The organism is Candidatus Avedoeria danica, from assembly GCA_016703025.1.
GTDB classification, from domain to species: Bacteria; Chloroflexota; Anaerolineae; order Epilineales; family Epilineaceae; genus Avedoeria; species Avedoeria danica.
In genome coordinates this window covers 364,754-388,040 of sequence record JADJCV010000003.1, presented here as the reverse complement: position 1 = coordinate 388,040, position 23,287 = coordinate 364,754, and the positions used below count along the sequence as shown (strand labels likewise).

Annotated in this window: 14 protein-coding genes; 6 read left to right on the top strand and 8 right to left on the bottom strand. The window is 71.3% G+C overall.

Annotation, left to right across the window (positions count from 1 at the left end; genetic code table 11):
- Positions 1-122 precede the first annotated feature (122 nt).
- On the bottom strand, positions 123-719 hold the full coding sequence (locus IPG72_03360; protein ID MBK6768067.1) for a helix-hairpin-helix domain-containing protein: 597 nt from the start codon (positions 717-719) through the stop codon (positions 123-125).
- Between the two features lie 205 nt (positions 720-924).
- Here IPG72_03360 and IPG72_03355 point away from each other — a divergent pair, with 205 nt between their 5' ends.
- Positions 925-3,831 (top strand): VWA domain-containing protein, encoded by a 2,907-nt coding sequence (locus IPG72_03355; GenBank protein MBK6768066.1) that lies wholly within the window; start codon positions 925-927, stop codon positions 3,829-3,831.
- A 3-nt stretch (positions 3,832-3,834) separates the two neighbouring features.
- Here IPG72_03355 and IPG72_03350 read toward each other — a convergent pair whose 3' ends face one another.
- The 5 genes from IPG72_03350 to IPG72_03330 all read right to left on the bottom strand — a co-directional run bounded on the left by IPG72_03350 (position 3,835) and on the right by IPG72_03330 (position 10,560).
- The gene (locus tag IPG72_03350; protein ID MBK6768065.1) at positions 3,835-4,050 is read right to left on the bottom strand and encodes a DUF2283 domain-containing protein; all 216 of its coding nucleotides are present in this window, start codon (positions 4,048-4,050) and stop codon (positions 3,835-3,837) included.
- Positions 4,034-4,291: a DUF4258 domain-containing protein gene (locus tag IPG72_03345; protein MBK6768064.1), complete on the bottom strand. Its 258-nt coding sequence runs from the start codon at positions 4,289-4,291 to the stop codon at positions 4,034-4,036. The genes IPG72_03350 and IPG72_03345 overlap by 17 nt, the downstream gene beginning before the upstream one ends.
- A gap of 249 nt (positions 4,292-4,540) precedes the next feature.
- The gene (locus IPG72_03340) at positions 4,541-6,601 is read right to left on the bottom strand and encodes a VWA domain-containing protein (protein ID MBK6768063.1); all 2,061 of its coding nucleotides are present in this window, start codon (positions 6,599-6,601) and stop codon (positions 4,541-4,543) included.
- Positions 6,598-9,156: a DUF87 domain-containing protein gene (locus IPG72_03335; protein ID MBK6768062.1), complete on the bottom strand. Its 2,559-nt coding sequence runs from the start codon at positions 9,154-9,156 to the stop codon at positions 6,598-6,600. The genes IPG72_03340 and IPG72_03335 overlap by 4 nt, the downstream gene beginning before the upstream one ends.
- 81 nt (positions 9,157-9,237) lie before the next feature.
- The gene (locus IPG72_03330) at positions 9,238-10,560 is read right to left on the bottom strand and encodes a class I SAM-dependent methyltransferase (protein ID MBK6768061.1); all 1,323 of its coding nucleotides are present in this window, start codon (positions 10,558-10,560) and stop codon (positions 9,238-9,240) included.
- A gap of 132 nt (positions 10,561-10,692) precedes the next feature.
- On the opposite strand from IPG72_03330, the gene IPG72_03325 reads away from it, so the two are divergent.
- The 3 genes from IPG72_03325 (at position 10,693) to IPG72_03315 (ending at position 16,128) form a co-directional block, all read left to right on the top strand.
- Positions 10,693-11,088, top strand: a complete 396-nt coding sequence (locus IPG72_03325; protein MBK6768060.1) for a hypothetical protein — start codon at positions 10,693-10,695, stop codon at positions 11,086-11,088.
- 232 nt (positions 11,089-11,320) lie between these two features.
- Entirely contained in the window at positions 11,321-13,270 is a 1,950-nt protein-coding gene (locus IPG72_03320) for a VWA domain-containing protein (GenBank protein ID MBK6768059.1), read from the top strand.
- A 152-nt stretch (positions 13,271-13,422) separates the two neighbouring features.
- Positions 13,423-16,128, top strand: a complete 2,706-nt coding sequence (locus tag IPG72_03315) for a DEAD/DEAH box helicase (GenBank protein ID MBK6768058.1) — start codon at positions 13,423-13,425, stop codon at positions 16,126-16,128.
- 38 nt (positions 16,129-16,166) lie between these two features.
- Here the strand turns inward: IPG72_03315 and IPG72_03310 are convergent, their stop codons facing one another.
- Positions 16,167-17,828 carry a hypothetical protein gene (locus IPG72_03310; protein MBK6768057.1) on the bottom strand — a complete coding sequence of 554 codons (1,662 nt, stop codon included), beginning with the start codon at positions 17,826-17,828 and terminating at the stop codon, positions 16,167-16,169.
- Between the two features lie 50 nt (positions 17,829-17,878).
- Positions 17,879-20,164 carry a bifunctional (p)ppGpp synthetase/guanosine-3',5'-bis(diphosphate) 3'-pyrophosphohydrolase gene (locus tag IPG72_03305; GenBank protein MBK6768056.1) on the bottom strand — a complete coding sequence of 762 codons (2,286 nt, stop codon included), beginning with the start codon at positions 20,162-20,164 and terminating at the stop codon, positions 17,879-17,881.
- Positions 20,165-20,685: 521 nt separating this feature from the next.
- On the opposite strand from IPG72_03305, the gene IPG72_03300 reads away from it, so the two are divergent.
- Together IPG72_03300 and guaB are read left to right on the top strand one after the other, a co-directional pair.
- Positions 20,686-21,564, top strand: coding sequence for a M23 family metallopeptidase (locus IPG72_03300; GenBank protein ID MBK6768055.1), 879 nt, complete (start codon positions 20,686-20,688; stop codon positions 21,562-21,564).
- 154 nt (positions 21,565-21,718) lie between these two features.
- Positions 21,719-23,239 carry an IMP dehydrogenase gene (gene guaB / locus IPG72_03295; GenBank protein MBK6768054.1) on the top strand — a complete coding sequence of 507 codons (1,521 nt, stop codon included), beginning with the start codon at positions 21,719-21,721 and terminating at the stop codon, positions 23,237-23,239.
- Positions 23,240-23,287: the final 48 nt, after the last annotated feature.

Genomic DNA, 23,287 nt, shown 5'->3' with positions numbered 1-23,287 from the left:
GGGGATCATAGCATCCGCCGAAGGTCAGTTCGCACCGCCCAACGCCCTCCTCCGCCAAGCATCCTCCCCCTCCCCCAGCATTGGGGGAGGGGGTTGGGGGGAGAGGGCCTTAGGCGCCCCACTCACCGCACCACCACCCCCTCCCGCAACCGCTCCAACGTCCTCTCCCCAATCCCCGCCACGCCCAACAGATCCTCCACCGCCGTGAACGGCCCGTTCGCCGTCCGCCATGCCACGATCCGCGCCGCCAGCGCCGGCCCGACGCCGGGGAGCGCGTCGAGTTCGTCCGCGGTCGCGCGGTTGATGTCGATCGGACCGGACGGCGGCGACGCGGCCCCCGACATTTCGCCGTCCGTCGATGCCGATGCCCCCGCCGCCGGCGCCGCCTCGCCCGTGCGCAGGACGTACACCTGCGCCCCGTCGGTCAGCGCGGCGGCCAGGTTCAGCGCCGGCGACGCGCCGTCCGCCAACCCGCCCGCAGCCGCGACGGCGTCCGCGATGCGTGCGCCCTCCCTCAGCCGCACGACGGCCGGACGGCGCACGGCGCCCGCCACATGAACGGTGACGACGATGGCCGTCGGCGACGGCGCAGGCGTCACGGTGGGCGCCGGCTCGATGCGGACGGCGGTGGCGCGCGGGTCACGCAGGCGGTGGACGATCAAGCCGAGGGCGGCGAGGTTGACGAGAACGATCGTGGCGAGGTCGCGGAGGTGGTTCATCGGCGGGAGGTTACCCTTTCGGGCGGGCCGTGCGAAGGGCGATCGCGACACGTCGGCGACAGGCGCGCGACGCGTCTGGGTGCGCCGCATGTGCAGATCGTGCGTATCGGCACCGGCACCTCGGGAGTTAATACTGTGGGGCGTTAATGCAATCGGCACCCCGTGCGGCGTCGGCACCGTGACCCGCACCATGAAAGGACGCTTCATGGCAGCCCGAACCCCCATCCGGCTGACCTCGCTCATTTCGCGTCGCGGCATCGTCGCGCCCGTGATCACGTTGGCCGTCGTGCTGTTTGCGGCGGGTGCGACCGCACGGGCGTCGGGTACCGGACGCGACGGGCGCGAGGCGGCGGGCGCAGCCTCCGCGCTGCAGCAGCCGATCGGCTACGACCTGGTGGCGACGTGGCGCGGGTTCGCACGGCCGTCGCGGGTCACGCTCGGGCCGAACGGGCGGATCTACGTGCTGGACGAAAACGGCGTGAAGGCCGTGGCGCCCGACGGCACGGTCGAGGCGCAGTTCTGGGCGAACGCGGCGCGCGAGATCGCCGTGGACGACATCGGCAACGCGTACGGGCTGCGGGACAAGTACGTCTTCAAGTTCACGGCCGATGGGCTGCGCTGGACGCGGCAGATCGACGGCATCCCGCACGCGCTGGCCGGCGAGCGGCTGGCCTACCTGTCGAACATCGCCTGGAACGCAGACCAGCGGCGGATCGTCGTGCCGTGGGACGTCGAGCTCATGCGCGAACAGTGGTACATGGAGCAGGGCAGCGAGGCCAAGCTGGACTATCAGTACCGCTTCCTGGAGCACGTCTACTGGGATCTGCAGTTCATCCTCGGCAAGCGCTACGCGCTGAACCGGACGCTCCGCCAGGTCGAGGTCTACAAGAACGGCGTCCTGAACCCGCCGACGATGCCGGACAGCACGATTCCGCTGCCCGTGGCCGCCGAGCGGATGGCCGTCGGGCCGGACGGCTCGATCTTCGTCCTTTCCCGCCGGCGCTGGATCCACCGCGTGGACGCCAACGGCGACATCCTGGGCGTGCTCGATGCGATCGACCTCGAGCCGACGCTCGATCCCTATCCGGTGACGGACCTGACCGTCGATGGCAACGGCAAGGTATACGTCGCCGACCGGGCCGCGAACAAGGTGCGGGTGTACGCGCCGGGGGCCGAAATCGACCCGAATGCGGGGCTGGCGCCGGACGAGGGGCTGCGCTGCCAGATCGTCGTGAACAAGGGTGCGGCGCCGACGTTCCTGCAGCTGGGCGAGCAGACGCACGTGACGCTGACGCTCGGCGGCGGCTGCCCGACGGCCGGCGAGCGGATCGACATCGCTCTCGTCGTCGACCACTCGGACTCCATGCAGGGCGAGAAGATCCAGCAGATGCGGGAGGCCGTCGCGGCCTTCGTGAACAACCTGAACCTGACGCGCGATCAGGTGTCCCTGGTGTCGTTCGAGTCGACGGCGCAGATCGAGACGCCGATGACGCAGGACAAGGCGCTGATCCTGGGCAAGGTGATGGGCCTGCAGGCCGAGGGCGGCACGAACATCGCGGCGGGCATCGACTACGGCCGGACGGCGCTGAAGGTCTCGCCGCGCTGGGGCCAGCCCGGTGTGAAGTCGATCATCGTCCTCATGACGGACGGCGTCCCGTTCAACAACTCGCGCATGCGCACCGTTGAGGCCGCGGACCGCGTGAGGTTCGACGACATCACGATGTTCGCGATCGGCTTCGGCGATGACGCCGATCCCGATCTGCTCCGGCTGTGCGCCACCGACCCCGGCCTCTACCGCTTCGCGAAGGACGGCACCGAGCTGCTGAAGGTCTACCGCGAGCTGGCCGAGCAGATCACGGCGTCCGTGCTGCTCAAGGAGACGACGATCATCGACGTCGTGCCGGACAACATGACGTACGTCGAGGTGCGGGGCGCCGTACCGCCCGCCGCATGGGATCCCGTGGCCCGGACGCTGACCTGGACGTTCACGGACGTGCCGTTCAGCGGCATCACGATGTCCTACTGGCTCCAGCCGCAGGAGGTCGGGACGTGGCCGACCAACGTCGTGGCCACGCACACCGGCACGGACGGCCTCTCGAAGCCGCAGTCCGGCCCGTTCCCGATTCCGTACGTCGTCGTCGTCGCCCCCGGCACGCCGAGCCCGACGCCGTCGTCCACACCCACGGCCAGCGCGACGCCAACCGCAACCGCGCCGCCGACCGGCACGCCGACGCTCTACCCGCCCCCGCCGACCGAGACACCGACGCCGACCGTACCGACGCCGTCGCCCACACCGACGTCGACATCGACCGCCACGCGGGACGTCCGCGTGACGCCGAGCGTGACCCCGACGCCGCCGTCGACGTCGACAACCACCCGCACGACGACGACAACCGTGCCGTCCGTCACGCCGACCCCGCCGACCGTCGTCCTGCCGCCGACGCTGACGCCGACGCCGGCCGGATACAAGATCTACATGACGATCCTCTACAACGACCGGTGCTTCAAGCTCTACGCGGACGTCATCCTGGTGATCGACGCCAGCACGTCCATGCGGGACCGCACGGACGCCGGCGTCCAGAAGCTGGCGGCGGCCAAGCGGGCGGCCAAGGTGTTCCTCGACCAGCTCCAGCTGGGCGATGATCTCATCGGCCGGCACGACCAGGCGGCGGTCGTCTGGTTCAACGACACGGCCAAGCTGGAGCAGCCGCTGACGAACGACCGGGCGCAGCTGAACGCGGCGATCGATCGGATCACCATGGTCGAGGGGACGCGGATCAACGCCGGCCTCGAGGTCGCCAACCTCGAGCTCCTCCACCCGACGCGGCGCAAGATCGAGAACCAGCCCGTCGTCGTCCTCCTGTCCGACGGCCTGCCGAACCGCACGACGCCCGAGGAGGCGATCCGCGCATCGGACGGGATCAAGCGTGACGGCGCCTACGTCTTCACGGTCGGGGTCGGCCGCAACGACGAGATCTTCCGCGACCTGCTCCGCCGGATCGCGAGCCAGCCGAGCGACTTCTACGAGTCGACGTCGGGGGATGATCTGAACGCGATCTACCAGGCGATCGCGGGGCAGGTGGTGTGCCGGGGGAGGCGGGAGGGGGGGTGAGTCCTACGATGCCGCGGAGACTGCACTCCCTCCCTGCATCGACGCGCGGAGCGCCGAACTCAGAAAGTCCGTGGCGCCGAGAATCTCGAGCAGCACCGGACGATCGTCAGGGCTGAGGTGCAGGATCAACGGGCCGGAATGCTCGGCATGGTCGATCGTCATCGACGGATCAAGTTCGATCAGGAGGATGTCCTCCTCACGGTCATAGCGAATGTTCATAGCGCGACCTCCTGCCCGGATAGACGGTGATCACAACGACGTCGCTGCCCTCTTGACGATAGACCACCCGGAGTACATGTTGCTCCCCAAACCGCCGCTGCGCGATCCATGGATAGCCGTCGGTCTCGCGGAGGTCCGGATCGGTGACCACCGTAACCACGTCGGCCAAGGTGACGCTGACCCCGTGGCGCGCCAGGAGATCGAGCTTGTCTTCGGCGTGCTTGGTCAGTCGGACGGCCACGGGGTGATGATAGCGTCGGGACGGGTGGGGCAAGTGCTGGGGCGTGTCTGCAATCCCTGCGGCGCGGCGACGCCTGCCGCCAAAGCCCCTGGTGGCGTCCCGGGAACCGGATCCCTCTGCAAACACACCCTAGCGAGCATGGGCGGTGGATCAATGTGGTTTGCCGTCGATTCCCCGTGATTCGTGATCGAAATCACGGTGATCTGCGGGTCCAACTGCGGCCGATCGCACTTCTGCACGCCAAGCCTCCTAACTGCCAACAGCCGGCCAGTACCGCCCCGCGCAAGGCAGAGCCACCGCGATCGTCCGGTACACGTCCGCCAGCTGCTCCGCGTCCGGCGCCAGGTGCACGTGCTCCGGCGATGACGCCATCGCGCGCAGCGCGTCGACATCGAGGTCTGCGCCGACGCCGACCGTGTAGATCGTGATCCCCGCCGCCTTCGCCGCCGCCGCGTTCGCCACGGCGACGTCGACCGGCACAGGATTCGCACGGCCGTCCGTGAGAACGACCATGACGGGTGTGTGTGTCGGGCGATGGCGAACGCTGCCTAACTCGTTGGCGGCCGCTAGGATGCCGAGGTCGATCCGCGTCTGCTGCGCCAAGGCGATGCGCGTCAGCACCCCGTCGAGATCCGATCGCACGCTCGTGAGCGTCTGCAATGTCAGGACGTCGGCGTTGAACGCGATGAGCGCAGCCTGATCGCCCTTATCCAGTCGCAGCAGGTCGAGTAGCATGCGGGCGGCCTCGGTTGCGGCGTCGAGCTTCGTACGGCCGGCCACCGTGCGTTCGAGCATGGACGTGCTGGCGTCGAGGACGAGGGCGACGTCGAGGCGTTGCTCGTCGGGGAGGCAACGTTCGCGGTGAGCGAGGGGGAGGAAGAGTCGGCGCCGCTGCGCCGTTGGCGTAGCGCTGGGCGTCGCTGTTCGTTCCAGCGTCGGCACGGGAGTGTCGGACGGGGGAGCGGTCACGGTGGAGGTTGAAGTGACGGTCGGCGTCGGCGAAGGCGTCACCAGGCCGTTGGCAGTCCAGATGTCGTTCGGGAAGTTGCCCAGGTCTGGGCACGCCGTCAGAAATCGCCGAATCGCTTGGCTTCGGCCATCGTCCGACACCTCGATCACCACGAACTCCGCAGCCACCGAGTTGGATGCCGCGATCACGTACTGACCGCTCGCGCTCCAAGCAACCGCGAACATGGGGCTCGTCTCGCCGCCGCCGAGCAGCTCGGTCCGGCGCGCCTCGGATTCGTACGGCGGCGGAATCGCTGCGCGCGAGAGTTCGGTCAGGGTTCCATCGTCGTCGATCCGGTAGATTCCGATCGAGTGGATAAAGTGCACGGCCAGCAGGTCCCGATTCACCCAGCCCGCGTTCCACGCGACACCGCCGACGAACGGTACACCGTCGCCGATCGGCAAGCGCTTGGATGTGCGTCGTTCGAGATCGAACAGCAAGACGCTTCGATCCCGCATGCCGTTCATGACGACACGGCTTCCATCTGGATCCATCGTGGCATGCAGCGCTCCGGAAAGGCGGCGAGCTTGGGTCGCCGAGAAGTCTTGCAGCGCCGTTGAGGCCCCGGCGATGGGTGCATCGACCTGCCGCGTCGTGGCCGGATCCAGCGTCACGACCGTTCCGTTCGCCAGCGCCGCCACCAGACGATCGGTGGCGCTGCTGTGGAAGAACTCGATGGCGAGCGCATCCAGGGGCGTCCGATCGAGCAGCGCCACGCCGGAGGGATGGGCGGGGTCGTTGTCCACCAGTCGCCCGCGAGTAATGAAGTGCGGCGCCTGCGGAACGAGGAATGCATTGCGACAATCCATGGCCAGATAGTCCGCTTCGGCGACCACGAACGTGCCGTCCGACAAGAACGCAATGCCCCCATGGGTGGCATAGTTGATCTCACCCGTGAGCCGGCGCGAGCGCGGGTCGGCCCGCTGCGGCGAGCTCAGGTCGAGGGCAACGAGCGCGGGCGCGCAGTTGGCGATGCCGCTGTCGCGAATCGGCGTCCCCCAACTGTTGGCCAACGTGGCAAGGCTCGTGGTCAGATCAGAGTGGACGGCCAAGCGTCCCGGCGAGACCAGCGTATCGCCCCGATGGACGGTCGATCCGTCGACGACATTCAATACCGAGATGGCGTCACAGCCGGGTTGATCGACGGCGATATCCTCGGTGACAAACACGAGGTCCGTGGAGTCGATCGGCGGCGCCGTTTCCGCTGCGACCGAGGAGACCGTGACCGCGGCGGCCAGCAGCGCAACGGTCACGAGGCTCGCCGCAATGCATTCGACCCCCCACCATCGGGCGCGCGTCATCCGAGCCGCCAACCACCGTCGTCGTCCTCGCGTGGATCGGCGTCGGCGGCGGTCGGGCGGCCGTCTTCCGCCTCCTCGACGATATGCACCTCCCGCCCCGAGCTCCCCTGCGACGGCCCGACGTGCCCCGCCGCCTCGAGATCATCCAACAGCCGCGCCGCGCGCGAGTAGCCGATGCGCAGCTTGCGCTGGAGGAAGCTCGTGCTGGCCGTGCGGTGCTGGCCGATGAGGGCGACCGCCTCGGCCCATAACTCGTCGCGCGGATCGCCGCCATCCCCGGCCCCGCCCGTGCCCCCCGCGCCGCCCTTCAGCATCTCGTCCCAGAGCTCGGGCTGGATGAGCGGGTCGGGGATACCGAGCGTCAGGCTCATGTCGGGCTGAGGCTCGCCGCTCGCGGCGGGCGGGCGGGCGGCGTACTTCCAGTGGTGGCCGAGGCGCTCGATCTCGGCGTCGCTCAGGTAGCACCCCTGGATCCGCTGGAGCTTGCTGGAGTCGGCGGCCATGTAGAGCATGTCGCCCCGCCCCAGAAGCTTGTCCGCACCGACGCTGTCGAGGATCACGCGGGAGTCGATGCTGCTCGAGACGGCGAAGGCGATGCGGGCCGGGAAGTTCGCCTTGATCAACCCGGTCACGACGTCGACGCTCGGGCGCTGCGTGGCGAGGACGAGGTGCATGCCGGTGGCGCGGGCGAGCTGCGCCAGGCGCGTGATCAGGCGCTCGGCCTCCTCGGGGGCGACCATCATCAGGTCGGCCAGCTCGTCGATGACGATGACGAGGTACGGCAGCGTCGGCCGCCCGGCCGCGGCTTCCATCACGTTCCATGTCTCGATGTTCCGCGCGCCCGCCTCGGCGAACGCCTTGTAGCGCCGCTCCATCTCCCGCACCGCCCACTGCAGCACGCCCACCACGCGCTCGACCTCGACGACGACCGGCGCCGCGAGGTGCGGCAGGCCGCGGTAGCCGACGAGCTCGACGCGCTTCGGGTCCACGAGGACGAGCTTGAGCGTCTCGGGCGTGTGCGTCATGAGCAAGGAGCAGATCAGCGTGTTGATCGCCACGCTCTTGCCCGCGCCGGTGGCGCCGGCGATCAGGAGGTGCGGCATCTTGGCCAGGTCGGCCGCCACCGGCTTGCCGCTGATGTCGCGGCCCAGACCGATCGGCAGCGCGCCCTTCTCGGCCACCTTCTTGAACGCGTCGCTCTCGATGATCGAGCGAAGGCTCACGACGTCCTCGGCCTTGTTCGGCACCTCGATCCCGACGTACGGTCGCCCCGGCACGGGCGCCTGCACCCGGATCGGCGCGGCCGCGAGCGCGAGGGCCAGATCGTTCTGCAGCGCGACGATCCGGCTCACCTTCACCCGGATCCGTTCGCCCTTGCGCTCGATCACGCCCGGCTCCAAGCCGAACTGCGTGATCCGCGGCCCGCGGTTGATCTGCACGACCTTGACGGGAATCCCGAAGTCGGCCAACGTCTGCTCGATCGTGTGCGCCTGCGCCTCGGCATCGTCCGGCATCGCCGCGCCGCCGTCGACGACCTCGTCGAAGATGTCCGGGATCCGGGGCAGGATCCACTCCGGCTTGGTGGCCGCCCGCGCCATGCCGGGGCCGGGCGCGACGTCGGGCGCCGGGCCGGCGCGGTCGACGGCCGTCTCGCCGGGAATCGGCGCGCGCACGGCCTCGACGACGGCGTCGGGGTCGATGCCGGCCTCGCCGTCCGTCCGCATCGCCGGCACCGCCCCTGCCGCGGGCATCGCTGCCCCACCGCCCAGCGGATCGAACCCATCCGCGTCCGGATCCCAGAGGCCGTCCTCGTCCAACGCGGGGTCGAGCGCTCGCATCCGCGCCCGCCACCGCCGGCGAAGGCCGGACGGCAACAGCGCGGACAGCGGCAGGAAGACCGGGGCGATGAAGCGCGCCCCGGCGAGCAGCCAGCCGCCGATTGCGTCGAGCGTCCGGCGAACGGTGTGGCCGAGCGCCACGCTGACGCTGAAGACGAGCGCGACGACGAGCGCCGCCAGGCCGGCGACGGCGCCGAGGTTGCGCGCCAGACCGTAGCCGAACGCCCAGCCCACCCAGCCGCCGCCGCGGCCCTCGACAGCCACCTGCTTCAGCACGGCGAGGTCGCTCGACAGGTCGGCGCGGGGGGACGTGACGGTCACGAGGAGGTGGACGGCGGCGAGCGCCAGGACGTACGTGACGGCGCCGGCGATCGGTCGGCTCCAGCGCACGTCGGCCGTCCCGTCGACGGCGTCCAACACGAGCCAGGCGCCCAGCGCGCCGACGAGCCACGGGAAGGCGACATACCCCCAGCCGAACGCCCAGTGCAGCGCCCGGAGCCACCCCGCCCCGACGGCGCCGACGGCGTCGACCGGGCTGATCAGCATGACCAGCGTGACGACGCCGACGATGACGAGCAGCGACCCGACGACCTCGCGCCGGCGCGCCGGCGAAAGGCGCGGGAGCACCGGCGCGGCAGCGCGTGCGGACACGCGACCGCCGCGGGGGGCGGCGGTGCGCGGCGGGGTGCTGCGTGCGGCAGGCTTGCGGGCGGCCACGGCGTCTCCGGTTCAGCGTGCGGGATCGCGATGCCGTGTGAACAGGCGTTCGGAGATTATATCACGGGGGCGCGATGGGCCTTAAGCGGTCGATGTCGTGACCGCCTCGTCCCCTCGCCCCGGCATCACCCGGCAAACCAACCCCTTCAAGTACGCCCCCTCCGGGAACGCCAGCCGCACCGGATGGTCCGCCGGCTGGCCGAGGCGCTCGAGGATCTGGACGTCGCGCCCGGCATCCGTGGCGGCGCCGAACGCGATCTTGCCGAACAGGTCGGTCGTCAGGAGCCCGCTGCACGAGAACGTCGCCAGGATCCCTTCCGGCCGCAGGATCTGCAGCGCGACGTACATGAGGTCCTTGTAGGCCCGTGCCGCCTTGTCGACCTGCCCGGCGTGGTGGACGAACTTGGGGGGGTCGAGGATGACGACGTCGAACGACCGGCCGGCCGCGCGGCAGGCGCGCAGGTAGCCGAAGACGTTCGTCTCGACGTTCGTCATCCGCCCCGTGCCCGTCGCGGCGGCGGCGCCGGCGTCCGCGTCCTCGGCATCCTCCCGTCCGTCGGCCACGACCCAGCCGGCCCGCGCCGCCGCAGCAGCAGCCTGCGCCAGTGCCGGCCCGGAGCTGTCGACGTTGACGACGTGGCGCGCGCCGGCCGCCAGGGCGTGCAGCGCGAAGCCGCCCGTGTAGCTGAACGCGTTCAGAACGTCGGCGCCGCCGCACCAGCCGGCCACCGTGCGGCGGTTCGTGGCTTGGTCGAGGTAGGCGCCCGTCTTGTGGCCGGCGACGATGTCGACGTCGAAGGCGATCGGGTCCGCGACGCCCCGCTCGCGCACCGTCACGGACGGCGGCGGCGGCTCGCCCCACAGCGGGCCGGCGGTGGGCGCCAGTCCCTCCTTGTCACGCACGTCGTCCGTGCTGCGCTCGTACACGCCGCGCACGGGCACGTGAACCGCCACGGCCTCGGCGATCAGCGGCGCGATGCGCGCGCGCGCCGCGTCGGCGCCGACGGACAGCGCCTGGAGGACGAGCCACGGGCCGTAGCGGTCGACGACAAGGCCGGGCAGGCCGTCGGACTCGGCGTGGACCAGGCGGCAGGCGCCGTCGGGGTCGGCCAGCAGGCCAAGGCGCGCCCGCAGCGCGACGGCGCGCGTCAAGCGCCAGCGCCAGGCATCGCCGTCGAGGTCTTCGTCCTCATCCCACGTCATCAGGCGTACGACGATCTGCGACGACGGGCTGTAGTGCCCGCGGGCCAGCCACGCGCCTTCGGCGTCGCACACGTCGACGACATCGCCGCCCTGCGGATCGCCGCTCAGGGTGCCGACGGCGCCCGAGAAGATCCAAGGGTGGCCGTTGCGGACCGGCTTGTCCCGGCCCGACTTCAGCACGATCCGGCCAACGGAGGTCATCGCCCGCTCCTTCAGGTGTCAGGCGCAGCCCGCCGCCCAGCGCCGCCGCGCAATTGCGCACCGCGGCCTCGCCCGCCACAATACCACGTCCGACCGCCGATCACCGATCCCGCCGCACGCGACGAGGCCCCGATGCGCCAATTGACCGCGCTCTTCGACGCCCCCCTCCCCGCGTCCGCGGCACGCCGCGCGCTGGCCGCCGCCGGCTTTGCCGATGCCGACATCGACGGGTTCTCGACCCAGGCGGGCGAGTCTCCATCGGCCGGCGATCCCGCGCGCCGGCACGGCGATCTGGCCGCCGAGATCGCGCTGCGCGCCGCACGCCTGGCCGCCGATCCCGCCGACGGCCTCGCGGCGGCCATCGCCGAGACGCTGCACGCCCGCGGCGTGCCGGCCACGCACGCCGGCGACATGGCCGGCCGGGTGGCGGTCGGACGCGGGTGGCTCGTCGGCGTCGTGTGCCCCGACCGGCGCGCGGCCAAGGCACGGCTGGCACTGCTCGGCGCGGCGCCGGTGGCGCTGTTCTGAGAGTGCCACTTGCACCCCGACGTCGGAGGGGCATAATCCCGCCGGCTCAGTCCACCTTCATCACGGTCTCACACGCTGCTCATGCGGTGAGGGTGCTGCCGCGACGTGTCGCGGCCGCACGATCGAAGTGCCGGCAGCATCGACGGGGGTCGCCGATGCGGAACCGGGCGCTGCGCGATTTGGGCGATGCCGGTCGCGCCCATGCAGCGCCCAAAGAGGGGGAGGCCAACACATGCTGAATCGTTCCAATCGGGCCATCGCCGCGGCCACGCTCGGCGCCGTGCTGGTGGCGGCAGCCATGTGGCTCGTGCCACAGGGTCCATCGGCGCCGGTGGCGGCGTCCGAACTGACGCAGCGCAACCGGATCAGCAGCTGCAAGGGCGAGATGAACGGCGCCGTCGTCACGGACACGATGCTCCTGTGCGAGCAGTCCGCGATCGTCGTCGACGCCGCGCCCGCGTGCTCGAGCTGTCCCGGCGGCCTGAACGTCGTCTTCGTCGAGGTATCGGAGGCGTTCCACGCCGACTGGCAGAACGACGCCGCGATCGGCGTGCTGCAGCACCTGGACACGATCCGCAGCATGACCGTGCGCGTGGCCGTCGTCCACTACGACAGCCGCCAAGTCGTCACGCGGTTGCGGCTGACGGAACAGGTTTCGCGCGCCCGGGGTCCGCTGAACGAGCCGCGGCTCGGCCATGATCCGCACGGCGACTTCGTCGGCGCAGCGCGCGAAGCGCTCTCGATCCTGCGCGACTCGCGCCAGGACGTCGAGCGCCAGGGCCTGCCGACGCCGTGTGAGGCGGTCGTGTTCTTCGCCTCGACGAAGAGCGCGTTCCCCCAGGATGAGCAGAAGATGCTCGAAGCGGCGCAACTGATCAAGGGCGACCGCGTCCCGCTGTTTGTCGGTTGTCCGGAGTCCAACACGGGCGACTACTGCCGCACAACGCGCAAAATGCCCTCCAAGTCCACGTGGTACGCCGAGGTTCCCGACACGCGCAAGCTGGCCAGCGCGATGAGCGGCCAGACGCGCAGCCTTGAGAAGGACGTCGGCGTCCGGACGTTCGGCCTCTCGCAGCTGATCCCGCCGGGCCTCGAGGTCGAGGCCGGCTCGATCGATCCGGCGCCGTCGGAGGTCATCGGCACGTCCGGGACGACGATGACGCTGAAGTGGGAGTGGCGGAACCCCGAGGCGCGGCAGCCGCAGACCGTGACGTTCAAGCTCAAGCCGCTGCTCACCGGCGTGTGGCCGGTGGACGGCGAGATGCAGATCACGGACATGGACGGCATCAAGGCCAAGGTCTTGATGGCGCAGAAGGTGATCACCGTCACCGGACCGTGCATCCGGCCCTCCGAAACGCCGATGCCGTCCGACACGCCCGAGCCCCCGCCGACGAGCACGCCCGAGCCCCCGCCGACACCGACGCCCACCGATCTCCCGCCGACGGCGACGCCGACGCGTGAGCCACAGCCGATCTACCTCCCGGTGTCGCTGCGCGAGCCGACCTGCAAGAACCTCGAGCGCCACGCCGACGTCGTCCTCGTCATCGACATGTCCACCAGCATGAACCGCCAGAGCGTGGACGGTGCGCAGAAGAAGGCCACCGTGATCGACGCCGCCAAGGCCTTCGTCGGGCGGCTGGACCTCACGGCCAACGAGGAGGGCAAGAGCGACCACGCCTCGATCGTCGGCTTCAACAACGATGCCTGGGTCCAGCTCGAGATGACGAACGACGCCACGGCGATCATGACCGCGCTCGACACCCTCGACCTGCGCCAGAAGGAAGGCACGCGCCTCGACTTGGCGTTCCTCAAGGGCGCCGAGGCGCTGCAGAGCGGCCTGCGCACCACCGAGAACATGGCCGTGCTCGTCATGCTGACCGACGGTCTGCCCAACCGCGTGCCGGCCGATCCGGAGACCGGCCGCGTCGAGGACACCGTCATCAAGGCGGCCCAGGTCGCCAAGGACATGGGCGCCAGCGTCTACACGATCGGCTTCGGCCGCTCGACCGGTGACGACATCATCGACCTCGTCTACCCCGAGCTGCTCGCGGCGTGCGCCACGAACCCGAGCATGGCCTACATCGAGCCGCGCGCCGACCGCATGGCCGCGATCTACGGCGAGATCGCCTCGGTCTTCACGTGCCCCAAGGAGCGGCACGACTGGAGCCAGCCCTGGCCATAGGCGCCCTCCCGTAGGGGCGACGCGAACGCGTCGCCCTCCTCGCCAACGTCCATCCACGCTCTCCGCCACCCACGGGCGGCGGGTCACCCGTCAGGGTCGACCCGCCGCCCGCTTCGTTTCGGTGTTGCGGTTTCGGTGTTACGATCGCCCCCGTGTCCAAGCCGCCGCCGCCCCGCTTCGTCGTGCCCGTCGACGACCTCTGGCGCTCGTTCGTCGGCAACCCGCGCTTCGCCCCCAACCTCGTGGCCGTGCGCGACGTGGCCGCGCGGCCGGCCGAGCACGCGCCGTGGCCGCGTGCGCTGGCGCCCGTCGTCGCCCGTGCCGCCGCCCGCCGCGGGATCGACGCACCGTATCGTCATCAGGCCGCCGCCATCGCCGCCGCGCTCGCGCCGGGCGAGGGCCCCGTGGCGGTGGCCACCGGCACCGCATCCGGCAAGAGCCTCTGCTTCACCGCTCCGATCCTGGACGCCCTCGTCCGCGATCCCAGCGCCCGCGCGCTCTGCCTGTTCCCGACGAAGGCGCTGGCCCAGGACCAGCTGGCGGCGCTGCACGGCTGGCAGGAAGCGCTCGATGCCGCTGCCCGGGACGCGGGCGACGCCGGTGCCGACCCGCCGCGGGTCGTGCTGGCGCCGGCGACGTACGACGGCGACACGCCGCAGGCGATGCGCGGCCGCATCCGCGCCGGCGCGCGGATCGTCCTGACGAACCCGGACATGCTCCACACCGGCTTGCTGCCGCACCACACGTCGTGGTCATCGTTCCTGGCCGGCCTCCGTTATGTCGTTATCGACGAGATCCACGTCTACCGCGGCGTGTTCGGCAGCCACGTGGCCAACGTGCTCCGGCGCCTGCGCCGCGTCGCGGCCTTTCACGGCGCCACCCCGCGCTTCGTTGTCCTGTCGGCGACGATCGCCAACCCGGCCGAACTTGCCGAGGCCCTCGCCGGCGCCGCGCCGACGCTCTTCGACGACGACGGCGCGCCGAGCGGCCGGCGGCTGTTCGCGTGCTACAACCCGCCCATCGTCGATGCCGCGCTGAACCTGCGCCGCGGCGTCGTGGCCGAGGCCGAGCCCGTCGCCCGCCACTTCCTGGCCGGCGGCGTCCAGACGATCGTCTTCGCCCGGGCTCGGCAGACGGCCGAGCTCCTCGTCCGGCTTCTCGGCGGCGGCGGGGGTCCGGCAGTGCGCGGCTACCGCGGCGGCTACACGGCCACGGAGCGCCGGGCGATCGAGGCCGACCTGCGCGACGGTCGGCTGCGCGGCGTCGTGGCCACGAACGCGCTCGAGCTCGGGATCGACATCGGCGAGCTCGACGCCTGCGTGATGATGGGCTACCCCGGCTCGATCGCCAGCGCGCGGCAGCAGGCCGGGCGCGTCGGGCGGCGGACCGGCACGGCGGTGGCGGTGCTCATCGCCGGCGGGTCGCCGCTCGACCAGTTCATCGTCCGCCACCCCGACTACCTCTTCGACCGCTCGCCCGAGGAGGCGCGCCTCGACCCGGACAACCTGCGGATCGTGCTCGAGCACGTCCGATGCGCGGCGTTCGAGCTGCCGTTCGGTGCCGAGGAGGCCGCGAGGCCGTTCGGGGCACCGCTCGGCGCGGCCGGCGGTGTGGACGGCGGCGCGGCCGGCGGCGCGACCGTCGGCGCGACCGGCGGCGTGGCCGTGGGCGATCTCCTGGCGGTCCTCGAGGCCGCGGGCAGCCTCTCGGCGCGCGGCGGCACGTGGTACTGGCTGGCCGATCGCTACCCGGCGGAGGGCGTCAACCTGCGCGGAGCCGCGAGCGACGTCGTGGCGATCGTCCGACAGAGTCCGGCGCGCGACAGCCTCGACGTCGCCCGGCAAGACATCCTCGGCACGATCGACCGATCCCGCGCCCCGCTCGTCGTCCACACCGGCGCCGTCTACCTGCACGACGGCACTCCGTGGCGGGTCGAGTCGCTGGACTGGGAGGCCGGCCGCGCGCTCGTCGTGCCGACGGACGGGGCCACGTACACCCGCGGCTCGGCCCGCGTCGACGTCGAGCCGATTCTGACGGCCGCCGAGCGGGACGAAGGTCCGTGCCGGGTGGGCTACGGCGAGCTGGAGGTCCGCTCCAAGCCGACGAGCTACCGCGAGCTGCGCTTCTCGACGAACGAAACCATCGGCTGGGGGACGATCGACCTGCCGGAGAGCGTGCACGTGGCGGGCGGCTACTGGTTCACGCTCGACGAAGCATGCGTCGAGCATCTGCGCGCGATCGGGCGCTGGGACTTCGATCCCTCGGGCGATCGCGGCCCGAACTGGCCCGTCCAGCGTGCCGCCGCCCTGGCGCGCGACGGCCACCGCTGTCGGCTGTGCGGCGCCGTTCCGCGCCCCGGACGGACACACGATGTCCACCACCTCCGCCCGTTCCGCCTATTCGGCTGGTTGAAGGGCATCAACGAGAACCACCGCCTGGCGAACGACCTCGACAACCTGATCACGCTCTGCCCTGCCTGCCACCGCCTGGCCGAACGCGCGCTCGGGCTGCACGGCGCGCTCAGCGGCGTCGGCTACGCGCTCGGCCACATCGCCCCGCTGCTCCTCATGTGCGATGCCGCGGACCTCGGGGTCACGACGACGGCCCACGCCCCGTGGTCCCAGCGGCCGACGGTCGTCGTCTACGAGCAGGCCGGCGGCGGCGTCGGCTTCGGCGAGGCGCTGTGGCGCCGCCACGCCGAGCTGATCGCGCTGTGCACGGACCTCGTCGAGGGCTGCCGCTGCACCTGGGGCTGCCCAAGCTGCGTCGGTCCGGGCGAGCCCGGGGGGGAGGCGAAGCGGCATGCGCGGGCGGTGTTGGGGGCGTTGGGGGGCGGGGGCAGGATGCCGGCGGCCTGAAACCTCTCCCGGCGCGCGTCAGGCGCTCCCGGGAAGGGCTACCCTCCGTCCCCAAACAACACGTCGCTCGGCCAGTACACCCCGTGCGGCAGCCGCAGCCACGGCACCTGGTTCGCCTGGGGCGCGGTGCCGGTCACGAGGTCGTCGCCGACCCAGCCGAAGCTGGCGAGGGCGCCGAGGACATCGTCGGGCCGGGTCAGGCCGGTCATATCGGCCCAGGCGATGCGCACGTAGCGGTCGGCGTGTTGGAGGAAGGCGGCATAGGACAGGTGGCTGACGGGCGTCTCATCGGCGCCGAGGACGAGGGACGGCTCGCCGGCGAGGAAGGCGTTGTACGGCACGCCGCCCTCGTCGACCGTACCGGCGGCTGCGCCGTCGTCCAGCGGGCGGAGGCCGGCGACGGCCGACTGCAGCCACGTCTCGAACGGCGGGCGCTCGCCCGCGCCCCATATGCTCACGGCCAGCCGCTGCTCGCCCTCCGGCGCTTCGAACACGACGTCGTAGTCCGGCATCCCGGCGTCGTCGCCGGGCCCGGCGGAGCGATGCGCCTCGCGCCAATCGGCCGGCACGCGCATGCTGAAGCCGTGCTGCGGATCGTCGTAGCGGCGGTAGCCTGCCGGCACGACGAACGCGCCCTCGACGGCCGCGCCGTCCGCGTCGGCCGCGCCGCCTGACGGGTTCTCAGCACCCGGAACGATCGGCGGAGGCACTTCGAGCGCTTCGGTCCGCTTCGTCGCCCGTGTCCCACGCGTCCCGTTCGTCCCGTCCGATCCGTCCGATCCATTCGTGGCATCCGTCGCATCGCTCGAAGCCCCGCCCGTCCGCGTGATCGCCGACGAACCCGTGGCGCCGAAGTCCGCGCCGCCGCCGGGCCCGCGCGCACCGTCGATCGCCGCCGCCGCGTCGGACGTATCGCCCTCAACCGTCAACGGATCGGACGAGCGCACGAGGACGCCGAAGAACAGCGCGGTCAGGGCGACGAGGGCGATGACCCCGGCTCCGGCCCAGTAGAGCGCGTTCGCGCCAGCCGCCGCGACGATCCGTTCGCCCGGCGTCGAAGGTGGCGGAGCGGCCGGCGTTGGGTCCTGGTGGCGGTCCCACGGCACGGACGGCGTGGAGCGCACCGCAGCGCTCAGGTCGTCGCCTTGGTCGAACGCGTGCGCCGACGGAGCGTCGAACGATCGCGGGTCGACATGCGCCGGGGCCGCCAGGGCGCCGCCGTCGAAGGGCGCGCCGCCGTCGAACGGCATGGCGGCGTCGAACGGCATGGCGGCGTCGAACGGAGCGGCGGACGTGTACGGAGCGGCGGCGTCGAACGGCTGGACATGGATCGGCGCGCCGGGCGCCGGAGCGGGCGCCGGCCACTCGGGCAGCGCGCCGGCTGCACTTGTGCCGACGGCATCGTCTTCACCGTCGGCGTCGTCGATGTAGGCACCGAAGGGATCGTCCGAGGGGATGGCCGCCATTGGCGGTCGATCGTCGTCGGCAGGAGCGGGCGGGAGATCGTCCGGCGCCAGCGGGTTCAGCGCAGCCGAGTCGCCCGGGAGCGGCCAGAAGGACGGCGAGGCCGGTGGCGGATCGGGTCGCCCCGGATCGGGTCGCCCTGGATTGGCGCCCGGATCAGCGCCGGGATCGCGGGTCGGCTCCGCGGTGGGGTCGGCGGACGCGTCGAACGGATCGGTGGGCGGGTCGGCGGGCATTGGCTGGGTTCCCCGGGCGCGTGGGTCGGTGTCGGCGGCTGGCGTCGTCGTCAGCCAGCGGTGCGGCGGACCTCGATGACGTTCGTCACGTTCTGCAGCTTGTCGAGCAGGTCGGCCAACTGATCGGTCGATTCTAACTCGACTACAACGGCAACAACAGCCAGCGCATCGCGGTCGCGCGCGATGGCGCTGATGCCCTGCATGTTGATGCCGCTCTTGCTGATCACATCCGCGATGTCCCGCGCGAGGCCGCTGCGGTCGATCGCGTAGACGTTCAATACCACCGGCACGGTCTGGCTCTTGCGCGGCGCCCACGCCACCTGGATGAAGCGCTCGGGCTCGCGGGCGCGCTGGGCGGCGATGTTGCGGCAGTCCGTCCGATGCAGCGTAACACCGCGCCCGCGCGTGAGGTAGCCCACGACGGGCTCGCCCGGCAGCGGGTTGCAGCACCGGGCGATGCGCGTCTGTACCTGGTCGGCGCCGAAGAGCGTCACCGGCGCGGTGGTCTTCGGGACGCCGTGCGGCTCGATCGGCTTGGCCTTGGGCGGCGGCAGCGTCGTCGCCTCGTGCTCCAGCAATCGCTGCGACAGCGTCTGCGCGGCGATCTCCTGTCGGCCGACGGCGGCCAGGAAGTCGTCCACGCCGTCGTCGCCGAACAGGCGGGCGACGGCCTCGAGCTTGGTGCGCGTCATGCCGAGCTTGCGCAGCACGCGCTCGACGACGTCCCGGCCCTGGCGGATGGAGTCCGACCGGATCTGACGGCGGAAGTACTGCTTGATCCGCTCGCGCGCGTGCGCCGAAACCACGTAGCCGAGCGCAGGGTTCGCCCAATCGCGGCTCGGGCCGGCGTCGTCGCCCTTGGTCGTGACGATCTTGACGGTGTCGCCCGTGTTCAGCGGCGTGTTCAGCGCGACCATCTTGCCGTTCACGAGCGCGCCGCGGCAGCGGTTGCCGACCTCGGAGTGGATCCGGTAGGCGAAATCGATCGGCGTCGCGCCGGTCGGTAGCTCGAGGACGCGGCCCTTGGGCGTGAAGACGTACACCTGGTCGCGGAAGACGTCGGCCTTCAGCCCCTCGACGAACGTGAGCGCGTCGGGTGCATCGGCGTCGCGGGACTCCAACGTGCGCCGAAGCTCGGCGATCTGGCGCTGCACCTCGGCCGAGAGGTTCGCGTTCTCCTTGTAGATCCAGTGCGCCGCGATGCCGTACTCGGCCAGCTCGTCCATGTCGTGCGTGCGGATCTGGATCTCGAGCGGGCGGTTGTCCGGCCCCTTGACCGTCGTGTGGAGAGAGCGGTAGAGGTTCGGCTTCTTCTTGGCGATGTAGTCGTCGAACTCGCCCTCCATCGGATCCCACAGTTGATGGATGACGCCGAGCGCGCTGTAGCACCGCTCGTTCGAGTCGACGAGGACGCGCATCGCCAGAACGTCGAGGATCTGGTCGGCGTCCATGTCCTTGCGCTTCATCTTGGCGTAGACGGATGTGATGTGCTTGGCCCGCGCCTTGATCACGGCGTCGATACCGGCTGCTTCGAGCCGCTCCTGGAGCGTGCGGATCGCCGCCTCCAGGTACGCCTCATGCTCGGCGCGCCGGCCGGAGAGGACGGTGTCGATCAAGTGATAGGTCTCGGGCTCGAGCACCTTGAGCGAGAGGTCCTCGAAGTGCGACTTGAACTGCCAGATGCCCAGGCGGTTCGCCAACGGCGCGTAGATCTCCAGCGTCTCGCGGGCCATGCGCGCCTGCCGCTCGGGCTTCAGCGCGCCAAGCGTCTGCATGTTGTGAAGGCGGTCAGCCATCTTGATCAGAATCACCCGCAGGTCGTCCACCGATGCGAGCAGCAGCCGGCGTAGGTTCTCGGCCTCGTGCGCCAACTCGCGGTCGCGTTCCTTATCCTTGCCCTCCCGCGGTTGGTGCGCCGTTATGTCGCGCGCCTCGATCTCGCTGATCTTCGTTACGCCGCGCACCAGATCCGCCACCGCGTCGCCGAACGACCGGCGCAGCTCGTCGTCACCGACGGCGGTGTCCTCGACGACGTCGTGCAGGAGGGCGGCGGCGATCGCGTCCGGGTCGAGGCCGAAGTCCGCCACGATCTGGGCGACGGCAAGCGGATGGACGATGTACGCCTCGCCGCTCTTGCGCCGCTGCGAGGCGTGCGCCGCCGCCGCCGCCTCGTAGGCCTGCCCGACACGCTCCGCATCGCCGCGACCGAAGCGCCGCTCGACGTCGCCGAGCAGAGCCGCCAACCGTCGATCCAGCTCCGCCGCCCCGACATCGTGGTCGGACGGGCTGTGGTCATCCGCAGGGTTCGCGGCGGCGGCATTCGGCACCGTTGGCATCGCCTCCGGGGGGCGGGTGCGCCGGCGCTGACGGCCCTCGCCATGGGCCGCCCTCGGCGGCGCGTCGGGCGCGGCCTGGGTTTGACGGATGAGGATAGCGGGGGGGCGGGTTGGGGGGCAAGCCGGAGTGCGCGGTGCGGCCGTCAGCGTCGCGTCAGCCTGCGGTCATCACGCCGGAACGGGGCGGTCAAGCAGCGGCCGCCGGGGCCATGTATCTTCGTGGGCACAACCGACCGACGCGCTGATCGCACGCAGGACATCGACGACAGCAGCGCAGGCGGGACGTCTTGAGCGAAAGCTTGAGCGTCGCACGCCAGACCACCGCTCAGCCGGCAGCGGTAACCACGGACCGGCGCATCCATAAGGCTGACGGCAGGTGACCCCCACCTGCCGTCGCCTGTGTTAAGTCGCCGGCGCGCCGCGGGCCGTCCGTTCGAGCGGCGTGGCTGGCACGGGTGAGCCGGGGCACGTTGGACGCAGCATCACCGCCGGGCCAGCGCGGGATCGACGAGGATCCGTCCATGGCATCCAACCACGGTTCGCGCGCGCCGCGGCGTCGGCGCACGATCGTCGGGCTCGCCCTCCTCCTCGGGGTCCCCGCCGCCGTCCTCTTGCTGCGCCTCGCGCCGTGGGTGCGGACGAGCACGCCGCAGCATGCGCGCGTGATCGATTGGATCCGCCGCGGTCCGGACGGCCACGACGCATGGCGCGTCTTCGGCGGCAACCGCTGCGCCGGCGCGCCGATGATGATCCCGAGCGACGGCTTCATCGGCTACGGCTGGGACGACGCGTTCTTCCCGGGCCACCACCACACCGGTTTCGACATCTTCAGCCCGGACGGCCAAGAGAACGTCACGCCCGTCTTCGCCGCGTTCGACGGCCTGCTGACGCGCGAGGCGGACTGGCGCAGCGCCGTCATCATCCGCCACCCTGCCTTCCCACCCGACTTCGCGCCGCTCGACCAGCGCCCGCCGGCCGGTGGAACGATCTGGACGTACTACGCCCACATGGCCTCCGCCGACGGCGCGACGTCGTTCGTCGCCCCCGCGTTCCCGCCCGGGACGCGCGACCGCCCGGTGCGCGCCGGCGAGCTCCTCGGCCGCCAGGGCACGTGGTCCGGTGATCCGGCCAAGCCGGTCGGGCTGCACCTGCACTTCTCGATCGTCGAGGGCGTCGACGCGGGCGGCGGCTATGCGAACGAGACCGAGCTGGCGACCACGTACGACCCGGCGCCGTTCCTCGGCGTGGCGCGCGACGGGGACGGGGTGCTCGTCTGCGGCTCGTGGGAGCCCGACGGGGGTGCGGTCGGGGATGCGGTCCGGCATGCGGATTCGGCGACATCGACCGCGTCAGCGCCCGGCGCGTCGGCACCGACGGCCGGATCGAAGCCGCCACCCTAGTGCCCCGCCACTGCAGAATCTCCGGCCTCCGTACTCTGCCGGGCAGCCCAGGCGTGTCCAGTGGCGGGGTACCAGGCGTGTTATGCTACGATGGCTCGGAGGCGGACAAAGCCGCGTTCGCCATCGCCGAAGTTACACCGTCGGGAGACCGGCCATGGATATCCTCGACCGTCCCGCCCCATCAACCGCCGCCCTGAACGGCGCCGCGCCGCCGCCGACGCTGCGCCTTCGCCCGGACGCCGCGCTGACGTTCGACGACGTCCTCCTCGTCCCACGCTACAGCGAGGTCCGGTCGCGGTCGCAGGCGACGACGCGGACGCGCTTCAGCCGCCGGATCGAGCTCGCGATCCCGATCGTCTCGAGCAACATGGACACCGTCACCGAGAGCGAGATGGCGATCGCCCTCGCGCGCGCCGGCGGGATCGGCGTCATCCATCGCTTCCTGACGATCGGCCGCCAAGCGGACGAGGTCCGGCGCGTCAAGCGCAGCCAGGCGACGATCGTGAAGACGCCGTTCACGCTGCCGGGCGACGCGACCGTCGGCGACGCACGGGCGATGATGGGCGAGGACGGGGTCGGCGGCCTGATCGTCATCGACGGCGAACGGCGCCCGATCGGGATCGTGACGCGCCGCGACATCATGTTCTTCGACGACGACAGCGCAGGCATCGGCGCCGTCATGACGCCGCGCGACCGCCTGATCACGGCGCCCGAAGGCACGCCGATCGCCGACGCGCGGCGGCTGTTGGACGCGCACCGGATCGAGAAGCTGCCGCTCCTCGACACCGACGGACGGCTGGCCGGCCTGATCACCGCCAAGGATCTCGAGCACCGCTCGATGTTCCCGGACGCGACGATCGATCCGACGGGCAGCCTGCGCGTTGCGGCGGCGGTCGGTGTGCGGCCCGGCTATCTGGAGCGGGCCGAGCAGCTCCTCCACGCCGGCGCCGACGCCCTCGTCATCGACATCGCCCACGGGGACTCCGTGATGGCGGTCGACGCGGCGCGCGAGCTGCGGCGGACGTTCGGTGACAGCTGGGACATGGTCATCGGCAACGTCGCGACGGCGGCGGGCACGGCGCGGCTCATCGATGTCGGTGCGGACGGGATCAAGGTCGGCATCGGACCGGGTTCGATCTGCGTGACGCGGATCGTGACCGGCTTTGGCGTACCGCAGCTTTCCGCGATCGCCGAGTGCGCCCCGGTGACGGCCGCCGCCGGCGTGCCGATGGTGGCGGACGGCGGGATCAAGGCGGCCGGCGACGTCGTGAAGGCGCTGGCGGCCGGGGCGCAGTGCGTGATGATCGGGAGCCTGCTGGCCGGGACGCGCGAGAGCCCCGGGATGGTCGTCGTGCGCGGCGGGCGGCGCTACAAGGTGACGCGTGGCATGGCCTCGCTCGAGGCGAACATCGCCCTGCAAGCCACCGAGCGCCAGCTGCCGGCGGCGCAGATCCCGAAGAAGGAATATGAGCGCGTCGTCCCCGAGGGCGTCGAGGCGCGCGTCCCGTACCGCGGGCCGGTGGACAGCATCCTGTACCAGCTGGTCGGCGGGCTGCGCAGCGGGTTATCGTACGCGGGCGCTTGGACGATCGAAGAGCTGCAGGCGACGGCGGAGTTCGTGCGGATCAGTCCCGCCGGCCAGCGGGAGAGCGGACCGCATGATGTGGATTTGTAGTCCACGCGCGGTGTGTGTCCATCACTTCCGTAGACTCCCACTAGTACC

What these genes read in the sequence shown, in the direction of transcription:
- IPG72_03300 (MBK6768055.1), top strand. Translation starts at nt 20,686, where the DNA reads ATGGCATCCAACCACGGTTCGCGCGCGCCGCGGCGTCGGCGCACGATC.
- IPG72_03325 (MBK6768060.1), top strand. Translation starts at nt 10,693, where the DNA reads ATGCGCCAATTGACCGCGCTCTTCGACGCCCCCCTCCCCGCGTCCGCG.
- IPG72_03340 (MBK6768063.1), bottom strand. Translation starts at nt 6,601, where the DNA reads ATGACGCGCGCCCGATGGTGGGGGGTCGAATGCATTGCGGCGAGCCTC.
- IPG72_03320 (MBK6768059.1), top strand. Translation starts at nt 11,321, where the DNA reads ATGCTGAATCGTTCCAATCGGGCCATCGCCGCGGCCACGCTCGGCGCC.
- IPG72_03310 (MBK6768057.1), bottom strand. Translation starts at nt 17,828, where the DNA reads ATGCCCGCCGACCCGCCCACCGATCCGTTCGACGCGTCCGCCGACCCC.
- IPG72_03330 (MBK6768061.1), bottom strand. Translation starts at nt 10,560, where the DNA reads ATGACCTCCGTTGGCCGGATCGTGCTGAAGTCGGGCCGGGACAAGCCG.
- IPG72_03360 (MBK6768067.1), bottom strand. Translation starts at nt 719, where the DNA reads ATGAACCACCTCCGCGACCTCGCCACGATCGTTCTCGTCAACCTCGCC.
- IPG72_03305 (MBK6768056.1), bottom strand. Translation starts at nt 20,164, where the DNA reads ATGCCAACGGTGCCGAATGCCGCCGCCGCGAACCCTGCGGATGACCAC.
- guaB (MBK6768054.1), top strand. Translation starts at nt 21,719, where the DNA reads ATGGATATCCTCGACCGTCCCGCCCCATCAACCGCCGCCCTGAACGGC.
- IPG72_03355 (MBK6768066.1), top strand. Translation starts at nt 925, where the DNA reads ATGGCAGCCCGAACCCCCATCCGGCTGACCTCGCTCATTTCGCGTCGC.
- IPG72_03350 (MBK6768065.1), bottom strand. Translation starts at nt 4,050, where the DNA reads ATGAACATTCGCTATGACCGTGAGGAGGACATCCTCCTGATCGAACTT.